The organism is Pseudomonas costantinii, assembly GCF_001870435.1.
Lineage (GTDB): Bacteria > Pseudomonadota > Gammaproteobacteria > Pseudomonadales > Pseudomonadaceae > Aquipseudomonas > Aquipseudomonas costantinii.
On the sequence record NZ_MDDR01000057.1, the window covers coordinates 97,756 to 113,356 of the forward strand.

Below are 15,601 nucleotides of genomic sequence, written 5' to 3' on the forward strand. Positions count from 1 at the left end.
CTTATCAGTCGGACGCAACCGTGCGCATCACCGTGTCTCGGGGCAGGTCAAACGCTTCAACCACTTGCACCACCAGGTCCATTTCCTGGTTCAGCGCCTCGCGCTCCATACGCTGGCGAATCACACCAACCACCAATACCGCCAAGGTGGTGATCGAATAGGCAGGGCCGGAAAATGCCCGCACCCCCGTGACCAGCAACATTGCCGCCGCCAGCGCTTGACCCACCACCGGAATGGCCGTGGCTGCGCCGCGCCGCAGGATAAACCCGGTCAGCCCCGCCAACGCCGTGCCACTCAGGGCAGTGGTGGCCGAGCGGCCAACGTCGAAGCGAGTGAACAACCCTTGCTCTTTTTGCGCGGCGGCCTTGAGCTCGGCGTCGAAGGCCTGTCGGTCGGCACTGCTGAGTTTTTCCTTGTACTGTTCAATCAGTTTTTCCGCGACCTGCGCCTCGATGTCCGCCAGCGCAACGGTTTCAAGCGGTTCATCGAACTTGATCCCCAGCCGCTGCGCCACATCCTCGCTGATCTGGCGATAGCTCACGCCATGGCCGCGGGCGATGTTCATAAAGCTGTCACCGCCCATGCGCTGCAACTCGATGGCCAGTTTCAGTGGTTCGCGCACGCCGGCATCGATCGTCGCACTGCGCTTTTGCGCCATCAACTCGGCAAGGAATTTCAACTCCTCCGGCCGCGCCTGCACCAGCGCCGGGAACAGTTCCACGTCTTCTTCGGCAAAACGCACTTCACTGCTGCGTTGATCCGCTCGGATCACGCCGCGCCGCTCCTGCAACAGATCGGTGTATTGCACCACCGTCTTCAATTGTGGCCAGTAGGCGGCATGATCGAAGGTGGCCAAGTGCACATTGGTCACCTTGGCCTTGAGGGCGGGCGTGACCGGAATCGCATAACGGCCGATGCAGCGCTCAGTGTCCGGTTTCATGGCCAGTGCCCAGTCCTTGCTGGAATGGCAGTTGATCACACGCCCCTTGAGCGGCGCCGACACCTCATCCCAAGGGGACGACGTGCAAATCGCCCCGCCCATCAGCAACAAGTTATGCAACGGCAGTTCACAGGCAATCTCGGGGCTGGCCAGCACACTCTTGACCAAAATACGTGCACCGAGGGAATGACCGATCAGGTTGATGCGCCGCACCTGCAGCGACTCGGCGTGCAGGTAGCTGGCCAGTTCGGGCAACAGGGTCTTGGCCACTTCATCGACGCGCGCCTCGACACTTTTGTAATGATCGAGAAAATAGGCAATCGCCTTGCCCACACCCACGGTCGCCGCGCCCAGGCCACCACCGCCGAGCATCGAGGTAATCACATCCTTGAACGGTGCAAACAGGTTTTCCAGAAAATGCCCTGCCGGCCAGAACAGCATCAGGTTGGTCGAGCCTTCGATGCTCGCCAACTGCTCCTTGAAATTACCCAGTTGCTGGCGATTGAAGAAGGCCGAGTAACCGTGAACATAGAGATTGAGCACATCACCCTGGGGCTCGCCGCACAGTACGAATGTGGGCTTGCGGGTACGGTGCATTTCATCCCACTGGTGTTGCATGGGCCGGTGACTCCTGGTGACGATGGACGGCGATAGTAACAAAGCGTGGCCGCAGGCAAGGTGAATCCTGACCGACGTGTGAAGTGTTCAGAACAACGACGCAGCCTTTGATTTGGCCAGGTAGCGCGCAGGGGACTCTCCCAGGTTGCGTCGAAACACCGAGGTGAAGGCACTGGAACTGCTGAAACCCAACTCGAACGCCACATCGGTGATGGTCGCGCCGTGGCTGAGCCGGGCGGTGGCCTCCAGCAGACAGACCTGCTGGCGCCAAGACACGAACGTCATGCCGGTGCTTTCATGGAAGTGACGGGTAAAGGTGCGGCGACTCATATTCGACCAATCGGCCATCTCGTCGAGGGAAATTTTCTGCGTGGGCGCCTCAAGGAAGCGCTGGCAAGCGCGCGCCAAGCGAGGCTCGGCAGGCAACGGCGCACTGAGCGGCAACTCAGGCATGGCGCCAATTTCATCAATCAGCAGCGTCAGTACACAGCGCTGCCTGACACCCGACGCCGCCGACGGCTCGATAGCCAACGCCGCTTCAAGTAAATGCCTGAGCAGGGGCGACACCTCAAACACCTGGCAGCGGTCCTGTAAACCTGCTCGTCGGGCGGCCTCCTGGTCGAGATAGGTATTGAGCATGACCACATCACCGCGCATGTGCATTTCATGGGGTACACCACCGGGCACCCAGATCGCCCGTTGCGGCGGGACCACCCAATTGCCGATTTCGGTAAACATTTTCAGCGCGCCGGTGGAGGCATAGGCGAACTGGCCACGCGGGTGTGTATGCCGCTCGAATACGGTGCCGGACGGATATTCACGTAGCGTGACTACCGCTTCAGGGTCGCTGGAATCAACGTTTGGAATCATGGCCCGATAATGTCAAAACATGACCTGAGATAGCAAGCGGGCCATTGTTGTGCGCCCTAGCATTCACATCTTTGAACAAGCCTGCCTGCTCAAAGGAACGTCCATGCTGAAGAAACACCTCACCCTCGCCCTACTGGTCACCCTGGTCTGGGGCCTGAACTTCCCCATTACAAAACTGGGCCTGCGCTCGATCGACCCGTTTGTGCTGACCGGCATCCGCTTTGCCCTCGCCGCTTTACCGCTGGTGTTTTTCATCAGGCGCCCTACCGTCAAGTTCCGCTATGTAGCCGCTTATGGCGTTATCTTCGGGCTCGGCATGTGGGGCGTGATCAACTATGGCATCAGGGTCGGCGTCAGCCCGGGGATTGCCTCGTTGATCATTCAGCTCAGCGTGTTTTTCACCCTGGCTTGGGGCTGTGTGTTGTTCAAGGAAAAAATCCGCGGCGCGCAGTGGGTCGGCGCTTTTCTCGCCTTGATCGGCCTGGCCGGGATCATTTCCACCCAGCACGGCGAGCATGCGGTATTGGGCGTCCTGTTGATCGTATTCAGTGCCCTGGCGTGGAGCGTCGGCAACGTCATCATCAAGACGTCGGGGGTGAAGGAAATTTTCTCGTTCATGGTGTGGGCCAGCCTGTTCCCGCCGATTCCGCTGTTCCTCATGGCCTGGTGGCTGCACGGCAGCGCAGCGTTCGAAGGTTTGCCCGCCAGCCTCGACCTGACCGCCATGTTGTCGATCGTGTTTCAGGTTTACCTGGCCACGCACTTTGCCTACTGGGGCTGGAACTCGCTGCTCAAGGCGTACCCCGTGTCCACCGTGGCGCCGCTGTCCCTGTTGATTCCGGTGTTCGGGATTACCAGTTCGATGCTGATACTTGGCGAACACGTTTCCACCCCCAATCTGATCTTCATTGCGATCATCCTCCTCGGCTTAACAGTGGGGCTTTACCGCAAGCCCAACTGTGCACACAGGTAGATAGTCATGACAAAAATCCGAGATTTTGTTCAGCCATTCAGCCCAGTAGCATCCGTCAGGTCTTGTACTGAATCGAGGAAACACCATGAGCACGCCCGAGTTTTTCGTCACCCCTGGCTATGGCGATTACATGCGCGAACACCTGCACTACTCCCAAGCGGTCAAAGTCGGTAATCGCGTGGAAACCTCAGGCCAGGGCGGCTGGGACGATGAATTCCAGATTCCTGTCGATCTCGCCGAGGAAATCGCCCAGGCCTTTCAAAACCTGGAACGCACCCTGGCCACCGCCGGTGCGCGCTGGGAACATGTCATTCACGTCAATTCCTACCATGTCGGCGGGTTCCCACCAGAGGTCAACGAGGCGATGGTCAAACAATACCGCCGCTACATGCCTGACCATGCACCCATCTGGACGCAAGTCGGGGTCGAAGCCCTGGGTTTGCCGACCATGCGCATAGAGATTCGTGTGACTGCGATTATTCCGTGACACCAAACGTGCGGATCACCCACTCGATAAACACTTTGAGCCGCGCGCTCTGATGGCGATTGGGAGGGTAAAGAATGTGCAGCGGTGTCGCCGGGCGTGACCAGTCCGGCAACACACGGATCAGTTGGCCCGTGTCGATGTAGTGCTGCACGATCGGTTTGAAGTGCTGCCCCACGCCAAGGCCTGCGAGCAGCATCTCCTTGAGGCCATTGCCCTCATTGGTTGAGTAGGCGCAGTCACTGATTACAACACGCTGATCGCCCTTTTCGAAAATCAACGGCTCCGGCTTGCCAGACCCGGCAAAGAAGTAACCGGCCTTGAGATGGTTGTACTCCAAGTCTTCAGGCGAGTTCGGCAGCCCCCGGCTGCCCAGGTAACTCGGTGCGGCGCAGGTCACGTACTCAAGATCGGCAACCTTGCGCCCGATCATCGCCATATCCTCCAGCTTGCCGGCACGAATCACACAATCCACGCCCTCCCCGACGATATTCACCGCGCGGTCGCTGATGCCCAGGGCGATGCTGATAGCGGGATACTCGCGATGAAAATCCACCAACGCCGGGATCAGCAGGCAATTGGCAAACGATGCCGGTGCATCCACGCGCAGATGCCCACCGGGCTTGAGGGTTTGCCCGCGTACGGCGCTGTCCACCTCATCCAGTTCGGCCACCAGCCGCCGGGCATGGCTGTAATACTCCAGCCCTTCAGACGTCGGCGCCAAGGCACGGGTGGTGCGGTGCATCAACTTGATACCCAGGTGTTTTTCCAGGTCAGTGATCAGCTTGCTGACGGTGGAACGCGGCAGCGCCAACTGGTCGGACGCACGACTGAATGAACCGGTGTCGACAACACGGACGAAGGCACGCATGGCGAGGAGTTGGTTCACGTGGGTGGTCCATTGGGCTTGGAATGGGCGGTATTGTCCATGAAGTTGCACGATGCTGATAGAAGGCCAGCAACCCATAACCCGGTGCTTGGCCGGGCTGCTGAAAAACAATCAAAACACCTTCAGCAGGCTAAGTTGTATTGCCAGGCAGGCTCCAGAAGAAATTGTTTGTACATTCTTCAGCGTGGGTAAAAAACAACACGATTAGCGTGTTCACACACTGCCGAATATTTTTAAGAAATATTTCCCAAAAAAAACCGCCCTTACGGGCGGTTCAAAGGTGCTCGGCTTTGATCAGAAACCGAGGGAGAAACTGATAGTCATCGCGTGGTCCTTATCATTGCGCGAGAGTTGGCCCGAGTAGCCCAGGCCCAGCTTGCCGTTCTGGCTGATCTGGTAATCCAGGCCCGCTTCCACTACTGCGCTGTCCTTGGCGATCGGTACACCTTGAGTACTGAACGAAGCGCCACCGTTGATAAAGCTCAGGTCGGCGTCGGGCTTGGTGTCGCCGAAGGCGTGACGCCAGCCGATGCTGCCCCGTGGGGTGATTTTCGAGCCATTACCCAGGGTGATGGTCTGGCCGATGCGCACGCCCAAGGTGGAGAAGGTCACATCCTGATCGGCATCGCCGCGCAGGGCTGCGGAACCACCCTTTTCCTTGAAAGTGTCGCTGTCGTAGTTGACGTAGGCCAGGCCCGCGAACGGTTCCAAGGCCATGCCGCCAGTTTCAATCGTGTAGCCCACTTCGCCGAAGACTTGCGCGCTACGCGCCTTGTAGTCGGCCTTCAGGCGCTGGCCCTCGTTGCCGATGCTTACGTCGCGTTTACTTTCGATGTCATGCCAGCTGTACGCCACACCCATACGAGCGGCGAAAGCTTCCTGCTGGTAAGCGGTGTAGGCCATCAGGTGGTAGCTGTCGACGTCGGCGCTGGAGCTGCGGCGCTTGGCATTCAGGTCGCTGCGGGTGTAGCCAGCGGCCGCGCCAACGCGCCAGGCGTCATCCACTTGCTTGTCGGTACCGAGCAGGAAGCCGCCAAGGTTGCGGTCTAGCTTGGCGGTGTTGCTGTCGCCGCCCATGTGCCCCCAGGTGCCGAGTACCCGCATCCAGCCGACCATCTCGCCATGACAACCAGCGCTGCTCAGGCGATTTTCACTCGGCGCCAGGCTATTGCGTGGGTCGTCCTCACGGTAGCAACCGGGTTGGCGCAGGCGCTCGTTGACCGCGTCACGGATGTAACGCGAATCCTCAAGCATCGCGCTGGCGGTGCTGGCATGGATTTCACCCGACAAGCTGTCGAAGGCGGCACGTGCCCCGGCCGCATCGGAGTTGAGCAGCGCATTCTGCAACGCCACTCCGCCCACCGCTGCACCACTGCCCAACGCCGCCGCAACGCCACGCTGGTTGCCGGTCGCCGCCACGCTGGCGTAGCTGACGTTATTACGACTGACGGCCAATGCCACTTGAGTGGGGCTGTAGTTGAGTGACGTGGTGAGGAACGCCAGGTTCTCCAGGTTAGTGTTGCTGAACGTGCCATTTACCGCGCCAGCCGTCAGCAACGTGTAGGTGGTAGGACCGGCATAAGGCGCCAGGTTGACAACATTCAAGGTACCGCCCAGGTTCGCCGTACCGCCGACGGCCAGGGAACTGGTCACCGAAGGTGTGATGACCAGGTTCAGGGCGCCATCGCTGGCGTTGGTGAAGTTACCCGCCACCGTCAGCTTGCCGCTGTCAGGTGTGACCGCACCATGGTTGACGAGCGAGCCGACACTGCCATTACCGGTCAAGCCTGCACCGCTGGCAACAGTGACTTGCCCGCCCAGCACCGCGCCTGGGTTGGCCGCGTTACCCACTTGCAACACGCCTTGATCCACCGCCACGGTGCCGCTGAACGATTGGTTGCCGGTCAACAACAACGCGCCTGCGCCTTGTTTGACGATGGCACCGGTACCGGCCAAGTTTCCGTTGAACTGACCATTACTGGCCTGGACAAACAGCAGACGCGCGTTGTTCAGGATCGAACCTCTGAGGCTGGTGGTATTACCCGCCAGCGTACCGCCGCTGACTGTGGTGCCACCGGTGTAGGTGTTGGCGCCGGTCAGCACCAAGGTACCCGCATCAAGTTTGTTGATTGCCCCCGCCCCTACGATCGGTGCCGAAACGTCTGTGGTAACCCCCGAATTGACACGCACCGTTGCCGTGCCGGTTGGCGTCAGTGTGCCGCCTGCGCCCGCCGTCAGCGTGTAGCCACTGTCGAGGATTTGCAGGCCGGTGAAGCCCTGGTTGCCGACGACCGTGACAGTGCCGCCCTGCCCGCCGAATACGGCAAACTGGTTGTTCGACGCCAGGCCTTGTGTGCCTGTCGGGTCCGTCCAATTGGTGCCAGGCCCCCAGGTTCCGCTGCCGCCGGTGATGGTGCCATCCGGGCTAGTAGTGCCGCCATTCCAGAACTGAATTTGCCCAGGAGTGGTTTGCACCAGCAAGTTGAGCTGATTGGCCAACGACGTCTGCAAGGCCAGGTTGCCAAAGCCCACAGGCAGTGAACCGAGGGTCAGGCCGTTATCGGTCAAGGTGCCGCCGTAGCGGAACAGTTGGTACACGCCGATGCCAAAACCGCCGGTATCCGTGACGTTCAAGGTACCGTCCAGGGTCAGGTTACCGGCTACATTCACCGCCGTGGTGGACGCGCCGGGAGCACCGAGAGCGAAGTCCAGAGTAGTGCCCGAAGACAATGCCAGCGATCCCACCGACAGAGGCGCCGCCGCCCCCGCCTTGAGAATCGAACCGTCGGCCATGCTCACCGCACCACCGAGGGTACCGCTGCCACCGAGCGTCGCGCCGCTGGCAACTTGCACTGCCGCGCTATTCAAGGTGCCGTTGACCAGCAGGCTGCCGGCGTTGACGTTGGTGTTACCGGTGAAGGTGTTGTTGCCGGTCAGCAGCAAGGCGCCGGTACCGGTTTTATTCAACACCCCTGCCCCGGTGAGGTTGCCGGTGTAGGTGCCGTCGGCGCCCTGCTCGAAGGTCAGGGTCGCGTTGTTGGCGATGGCCCCTTGCAAGCTGGTGGTGGTGCCGGTGGTGGTGCCGCCGTTTAGCGTGGTGCCACCGGTGTAGGTATTCCCACCGGTCAGCAACAGTGCACCGTTGCCGTTTTTCACCAGGCTGCCATTGCCGCTGACGATGCCGTTGAGCGCCAGATCATGACTACCGATCAGGTTCAGTGGCCCGCCCAAGCTGATGGCGTTGGCCAGTTGCAGGTCGGTGTTGCCGTCCAGTTGTGCGGCGCCACCAACGGTGAGTGCACCGGTGCCCAGTGCGGCGTTATTGCCAAGGATCAGTTGACCGGCATTCAGGCCGGTGCCGCCGCTATAGGTGTTGGCGCCGTTGAGGGTCAGTGTCGCCGCACCTTTTTTCAGCAGGCTGCCGCTGCCGCTGATCCCGCCGTTAAGCGCCAGCTCATTACTGCCGCCGATGGCGAGTGCACCATTGAGTACCGCCGCGTTGCCGAGTGTGACGACAGCGTTGCTGTCCAGGGTGGTGCCGTCAGCCGCAGTCAGCGCACCAGTACCCAGTGCACTGTTGTTGCCGACCACCAGTGTGCCGCCATTGAGCGCGGTGCCGCCGGTATAGCCATTGGTGCCGTTGAGCACCAGGGTCCCGGTGTCGAGTTTGGCCAGTGTGCCGTTGCCGTTGAGCGTTACGCCCAGGGTGGCAGTGGCATTCGGGTCGACGCGAATCGCGGTGTTGCCGGTACCGCCATTCACCAGGTTGAGCACGCCCGCCGTGCCGGACGCCAGGTTGTAGCCATCCGTGACGAACTGTATGCCAGTGATATTTTGCGTGCCATTCACGGTCACGTTACCCGCTGTGCCCTGGAACACCGCGAAGCTGTTACTCCAGCCTTGGTTAAGCGTGCCGTCGACGTTGGTCCAGTTGGTGATGCCAGTGCCCCAGGTGCCGTTACCGCCTTCGATGGCACCATTACCAACCAGGTTACCGCCATCCCAGAACTGTACGGTGGTATTGGGCGCTGTCACCAGCAGGTTGACCTTGTTGCTGACGGCCGTCTGCACTTGCAGGTCGCCCGGCACCACGCTGCCCGGCAGCGTGCCGAGGGTCAGGCCGTTATCGGTCAGCGCCCCGGTGTAGCTGATGATGTTGTACACGCCTGTGCCGAAGCCACCGAGATCAGTGACATTCAGGTTGCCGTCCAGGGTCAGATTACCGCCCACGCTCAGAAGTGCGTTGCCACCGCCGACCACCGGTGCGCCAAGGCCCACATCCAAATTGGAATTGCCGCCCAGCACCAGCGAGCCCACCGACAGCGTGCTACCGGAGGTCAAACCGATATGGCCACCGTCGGCCACCGTCACCGCGCCTGCCAGAGAACCGGTACCGCTCAGCGTTGCACCGTTGTTGACCGCCACCGCGCCGCTGGCCAGCGAACCGCTGACATTCAAGGTGCCACCATTCACGCTGGTGGCGCCGCTAATGCCATTGGTGCCGGTCAGGTTAAGCACGCCGGTGCCGTTCTTATCCAGATTACCCGTACCGTTCAGTGCTCCTGCGAAGGTGTTATTCAGATTGCTGCCACCCACTGCCAGCGTACTGCCACCCGAGACTTGAACCACACCGTTACCCGCCAAGCTATTGAGGCTGGCGTTACCACCCAGGTTCAGGCTGGCACCCGTGCCGACAGTTACGCCGGAGGTGTTGCCCAGTGCGCCATTGCCCACCGTGGTCAGGCTACCGCCCACCACGTTCAGTGGCCCGGTGAAGGTGTTGTTGGCGCTGAGCAGTAGGTCCGCCGCGCCGTTCTTGATCAATGCCGCATTACCCGCCAGAACACCGGCGAGGGTCAGATTGTTGTTACCGGCCACGGCCAGATCGGCATCGAGGTTGATAGAGTTGGCCAGGACAAGCACAGCACTGTTGTCCAACGTGGACGCACCGTCGACGGTCAGAGCGCCCGAACCCAATGCCGTGACGTTACCGAGGGTTAGCGTACCGGCATTTAACGTCGTGCCACCGCTGTAGGTATTGGCGCCGTTCAGGGTCAGATCTGCCACGCCGTTTTTGCTCAGGCTACCCGTTCCGCTGATTACACCACCCAAAGCCAGATCATTGCTGCCGGCGATCGCCAAGTTGGCGTTTAACACAACATTGGTGCCGACACTCAGCGCAGTGTTGTTGTCCAACGTCGACGCGCCGCCTACCGTCAGATTGCCCAGGCCCAGTGCATTCGCATTGCCCAAAGTCAGGGTACCGGCGTTCAACGTAGTGCCGCCGAGGTACCCATTGGCACCATTGAGGATCAGGTTGGCCGCGCCATTTTTGGTCAGGCTGCCTGCACCATTCACAGCGCCGCCCAGTGTCAGGTCGGCAGTGCCACCGATGCTTAGGGTGCCAGCCAGGTTGACCACATTCGTGGTATTGACCGCTGCACTGGCGTCCAGTGTGGTGCCGTTCGCCGCGTTCAAGGCGCCACTGCCCAGTGCCGAGTTGCTTGCTAAAATCAGCCCGCCTGCATTCAAGGCCACAGGGCCTAGGAAGGTGTTGCCGCCGCCGAGGGTCAGGTTGGCGGCGCCGTTCTTGATCAGCCCGCCTGCGCCGTTAATCACACCATTGAGGGCCAGTGCATTACTGCCCGCTACAGTCAGATTGCCGCTCAAGGTAACGTTATTGCCCAACGCCACTGCCGTGTTGCTGTCCAGCGTGGTGCCGGTGGCGGCGGTCAATTGACCGGTACCCAACGCGGTGTTGCTGCCCACCACCAGTTCCCCGCCATTGAGCAAAGTGCCGCCGGTGTAGCTGTTGGCGCCGCCGAGTACCAGGGTGCCCGCATCCAGTTTGGCCAAGGTACCCGCACCGTCGATATTGACGCCGATGGTCGCGGTGGAACCCGGGTCAACGCGCAACGCCACATTGCCGCTGCTGCCGTTGACTGCGGTCAGTTGTCCGGCCGTGCCGTTGACCAGGCTATAACCATCGGTGACGAATTGCATGCCGGTAAAGGTTTGTGGCCCGTTCACGGTGACGGTGCCTGCCGAACCCTGGAACACTGCAAAATCAGCGGCCCATGGTTGATTAAGGGTGCCGTTGACGTTGGTCCAGTTCGTGCCGCCGCTGGTCCAAGAACCTGTACCGCCCTCCACCACGCCGTTAGCGATTGTCTGATTACCATCCCAGAAGCGAATCGTGGAACTGGGCGCCGAGACCAAGATGTTGACTCGGTTACCGACGGCGGTTTGTACCACCAGATCGCCGAGGGCGTAGCCGACGGGCACACCCGCCACGTTCAGCCCCAAGTCAGTCAAAGTACCGATGTAGTTGATCAGACGATACACGCCGACCCCGAACCCTCCGGCATCCGTCACATTGAGGTTGCCGTCGAGGGTCAAGTTACCGCCAACGTTGAACAACGAGGTGGTGGACGGCGTACCCAGTGCCACGTCCAGGTTGGCACCCGAACCCAGCGTCAGGGAACCGGCTGACAAGGTATTGCCGCTGCTCAGCGCCAGGTGCCCTCCATTGTTGACCATCACGTTCCCCAGCAGTGAGCCGGTACCGGTCAACGTACCACCGCTGTTGACGTTGACCACGCTGCTGGCCAGGGAGCCGGTGACATTCAAGGTACCTGCATTGATCGCAGTATTGCCGGTGAGGCCATTTTGCCCGGTGAGGTTGAAAACGCCGGTGCCAACCTTGATCAAACCGCCACCACCACTGAGGCTACCGCCAAAGGTGCTGTTCGCGTTGACGCCGCCGACGCTCAATGTGGACCCTATGTTCAGTTGTACCGAGCCATTACCGGACAGTGCTGCGAGGCTCGTATCCGCGCCGAGGTTGAGTGCAGCCAAGGCTCCGACATTGGCGCCCGACGTGCTGCCCAAGGCACCGGTGCTCAGTGTGGTCACGCTGCCGGAAAGAATATCCACGGCACCGCTGAAGGTGTTGTTGCCGCTCAAGGTCAAGTCACCCTGGCCGTCTTTGATCAGGCCACCGGTGCCGCTGACCACGCCTGCCAAGGTCAAGCTGTTGTTGCCGGCCAGGGTCAGGTCGGCATTCAGCGCAATGTTGTTGCCCAAGGTGAAGGCTGAGCTGTTATCAAGGGTCGCCGCGCCGCCGACGGTCAAGGCACCACTGCCCAATGCCTGCGCGCCGCCCAGGGTCAACGTACCGTTATTGAGCGTGGTCCCACCACTGAAGGTGTTGTTGCCGTTGAGGGTCAGGTTGGCGAGGCCGTTCTTGACCAATGCGCCGGTGCCGCTGATCACACCGGTGCCCAGGGTCAGGTTGTTGGTCCCGCCGACCGTCAAGCCTGCGTTGAGCGCGATGGAATTGCCCAGAGTGACATCAGCATTACTGTCCAACGTCGCGGCACCGCCGACGGTGAGGCCGCCACTGCCGAGAGCTGTATTCGCGCCGACGGTGAGAGTCCCGTTGTTAAGCGTGGTGCCACCCAGGAAGGTGTTGCCGCCATTGAGGATCAGGTTGGCCGCACCGTTCTTGATCAGTGAACCTGTCACGCCACTGACCGCGCCGCCCAGTGTCAGGTCGGCTGTGCCGCCCACCGTAAGCGCCCCACCGAGGTTGATCTGGTTGGTCAGCGACGCCGCCGCATTGGCGTCCAGCCCAGTGCCCGCCGAGGCCGTCAGTGCACCACTGCCCAGAGCGCTAGCTCCATCGACGACAATTTTGCCGACGTTAAGCGCCGTGCCACCTGCGTAGTTATTGCTACCGTTGAGGGTCAGGTCGGCCGTGCCCGTTTTGATCAGGCTACCCGAGCCGCTGACGACACCGTTCAAGGTCAAGGCGTTGCTGCCGAGGACGGTCAGACCGCCCGTCAGGTTAACGTTATTGCCCAGGCTCACGGCGGTGCCGGCATCCAATGTGGTGCCATTCGCCGCATTCAACGCGCCCGTGCCCAGCGCCGTGCTGGAACCGACCGTCAGCCCTCCAACGTTCAGTGCGGTGGGGCCGGAGTAGGTATTGGCGCCGTTGAGAGTGAGGCCCGACGCGCCGTTTTTAATCAGCCCGCTCGCACCACTGATGATGCCGTTCAGGGTCAGCGGGTTGGCGCCATCCGCACTCAGGTTAGCGTTGAGGGTGATTGCGTTATTGAGGGCCAGCCCGGTGGTGCTGGAAAGTGTACTCGCGCCAGTCACGGTGAGCGCACCGGTGCCAAGCCCCAACGCATTGCCTACTGTCAGGGTGCCGTTGCTCAGCGTGGTACCTCCTGAAAAGGTATTGGCACCACTGAGGGTCAGGTTGGAGGTGCCATTTTTGACCAGGCCCGACGCACCGCCGATCACACCGTTCAGGGTCAGCGGGTTGGTGCCGGCCAAGGTCAGGTTGGCGCCCAGATTGATGGCATTGGCCAGGTTGATTCCAGGGCTGTTATCCAGGATCGAGGCCCCGGTCACACTCAATGCACCACTGCCGAGTGCTGCGTTATTGCCGACGCTCAAGGTGCCGCCCGACAGCGTGGTGCCGGCCAGGAAAGTGTTGGCACCGTTGAGAATCAGCGCCGCCGCACCGTTTTTGGTCAGCCCGCCCGTACCACCGACCACACCGTTCAAGGTCAGGTTGCTGGTGCCGCCAATGTTCAGGTTACCGCCGAGGCTCAACCCATTGTTGACGGTGACCGCGGTGCTGGCATCCAAAGTTGTGTTGTCGGCGGTACTCAATATGCCGCCCACGCCCAAGGCACTGTTGCTCCCGAGTGTCAGCGAACCCGCATTCAGACTGGTATTGCCGGAGTAGGCATTGTTGCCATTGAGTGCCACCGCGGCCGTGCCGTTCTTGATCAAGCTGCCTGCACCGGAAATGACGCCGTTCAGACTGAGTGACTGGCTACCACCGAGGGTCAGTGCGCCGACCAGGTTGACGGCGTTGCCTAGGGTGACGGCGGTATTGGCGTCCAGCGAGGTGCCCGCCGTCGTAGTAAGGGCACCTGTGCCCAATGCCGTGTTGGACCCCAGTACGAGCCCTCCGGCGTTGAGTAAGGTAGCGCCCGTACGAGTGTTGTTGCCCGTCAGGGTCAACAGACCCGCGCCACTTTTGGTCAGCGCACCGCCACCCGACAGTACGCCACTCAGGGTCAACGGGTTGCCACCGGTCAAGGTGAGCGCACCGCCAAGGGTCACGTTATTGCTCAGGGCCGAGGCACCACTGGCGTCAAGATTGGCCGCAGCGGTGACATTCAGACTACCGCTACCCAGGGCATTGTTATTGCCCAGCACCAAGGTGCCCGCCCCCAAGCTGGTGGTGCCGCTATAGCCGGTGTTGATGCCGTTGAGGCTCAGGCTACCCACGCCGACTTTGGTGATAGCGCCTGCACCAGAGACAACGCCGCCCACGTTCAAGGTACCGGCGATGTCGGTGGTCAAGGTGTCGGACAGGGTCAAGGCGTTAGCGAGGCTGACCGTGCCAGGTGCCTGCAACGTCGTCGCAGCGGTGACACTGACGGTGCCGCTCCCCAGCGCCAAATCATTGCCCAACTGCACGGAACCACCCGCCAGTGTGGTGCCGCCCGAGAAGGTATTGGCGCCGCTGAGAATCAATTGACCGGCGTCCGCCTTGTTCAAACCACCCACGCCCGAGAGCACATTGGAAAGGGTCAGCCCGGTGGCGGTCCCACTCACCGTCAGGCCCCCAACGCCCAGGGTCATCAGGTTACCGAGTGTCACTCCGTTGGTGGTCGCCTGAAGGGTCCCTCCATTGGACGTCAGCACGCCGGTACCAAATGGTTGAGCGTTATCGAACTGCGCAACACCGCCATTGAGCGTTGCAGCACCGGATACCAGTGGCCCTTGCAGCGCCCAGGTACCACTGTTGATCACCAAGTTGTTGAAGTTGACGTAATTGGCACTGGATGCCGTGCCGCTGCCGCTGCTGCCACCACCGACACCCAGAGCATTTTGTAAGATCAGAGAGTTACTCCCCCCTGCACCACCGTCAATCTCGCCGGTAGGTGCGAAAGTAAGATTGACCCCCAGCAAGCCCCCGAGACTGATACCGAGCCCCCCGCCACTGGCCACGCTGGAGCCGGTGATGGCCGTAAACGTGTTGGCACTTGCGGCCCCCATCGACAGGCCACCCACAATGCTGCCGGAGTTGGTGAACGTGTTGCCTCCAGCAGAAGCCTGGAACGCCATACGCCCGGTAATCGTCCCCGCGTTGGTCATGTTGACCTGAGAGCCGCCTTGCACCGCCACCACCAGTGCATCGGATGACGTCAACAGGTTCAAGCCCAGCAACGCTGAGGAGCCAATGCTGCCGTTATTGACAATATTGGTGGTACCGGTGCTGCCATTATTGATATTCAGTGCCATGCCGTTGAGGCTGCCGAGGCTGAGCGAGAGCAGGCCCGAAGTCCCCTTGAGTACCCCCGTCACGGCGTTGGTGACATTGACAACGCCCGAAGCGCCGCTGCCAATCACGACACCGTTGCTTAACAACGTGACCAGCCCGAGAAATGACGGGTCAATGGTGCCGGCATTGTTCAGGGTGATGTTGTTACCCGTCAGGCTCATCATCGTGCCACCCAACACCGCACTCATGAGGGTGCCACTGGCAACGTTGACCTTCAAAGCGTCGGCGCCACTGACAAAGGTATTGTCCTGAAAGAGCGAGGCGGTACCGGTGCATGTCACCGTATCCCCATTGACCGGGGAACCCGGCAAACAGTCGGCTATCGCCTGCTGGTTTACCAAGCCGATCAGCATCCCGGCAACGCCGAGGCGAACCGCAAGAAAAAGAGGAGAAAACCGAGGTGTAACGGCAGTAACAAGTCTTCTATCCACGTCCAACTCCTTGTGGTCCAA

General features: G+C 60.9%; 6 protein-coding genes. 2 read left to right on the forward strand and 4 right to left on the reverse strand.

Features of this window, described 5'->3' with window-relative positions:
* Positions 1-4: 4 nt before the first annotated feature.
* The gene (locus tag BFL40_RS28160) at positions 5-1,558 is read right to left on the reverse strand and encodes a DUF726 domain-containing protein (RefSeq protein WP_071487006.1); all 1,554 of its coding nucleotides are present in this window, start codon (positions 1,556-1,558) and stop codon (positions 5-7) included.
* An 87-nt stretch (positions 1,559-1,645) separates the two neighbouring features.
* Positions 1,646-2,428 carry an AraC family transcriptional regulator gene (locus BFL40_RS28165; RefSeq protein WP_071487007.1) on the reverse strand — a complete coding sequence of 261 codons (783 nt, stop codon included), beginning with the start codon at positions 2,426-2,428 and terminating at the stop codon, positions 1,646-1,648.
* Positions 2,429-2,531: 103 nt separating this feature from the next.
* Here BFL40_RS28165 and BFL40_RS28170 point away from each other — a divergent pair, with 103 nt between their 5' ends.
* Positions 2,532-3,401, forward strand: a complete 870-nt coding sequence (locus tag BFL40_RS28170; RefSeq protein WP_071487008.1) for an EamA family transporter — start codon at positions 2,532-2,534, stop codon at positions 3,399-3,401.
* An 85-nt stretch (positions 3,402-3,486) separates the two neighbouring features.
* Positions 3,487-3,888 carry a RidA family protein gene (locus BFL40_RS28175; protein ID WP_071487009.1) on the forward strand — a complete coding sequence of 134 codons (402 nt, stop codon included), beginning with the start codon at positions 3,487-3,489 and terminating at the stop codon, positions 3,886-3,888.
* On the opposite strand, the gene BFL40_RS28180 is transcribed toward BFL40_RS28175, so the two are convergent.
* Together BFL40_RS28180 and BFL40_RS28185 are read right to left on the reverse strand one after the other, a co-directional pair.
* Positions 3,878-4,774 carry a LysR family transcriptional regulator gene (locus BFL40_RS28180; protein WP_235864681.1) on the reverse strand — a complete coding sequence of 299 codons (897 nt, stop codon included), beginning with the start codon at positions 4,772-4,774 and terminating at the stop codon, positions 3,878-3,880. The genes BFL40_RS28175 and BFL40_RS28180 overlap by 11 nt on opposite strands.
* Before the next feature lie 294 nt (positions 4,775-5,068).
* On the reverse strand, positions 5,069-15,580 hold the full coding sequence (locus tag BFL40_RS28185; protein ID WP_071487236.1) for an autotransporter-associated beta strand repeat-containing protein: 10,512 nt from the start codon (positions 15,578-15,580) through the stop codon (positions 5,069-5,071).
* Between the last annotated feature and the right edge of the window lie 21 nt (positions 15,581-15,601).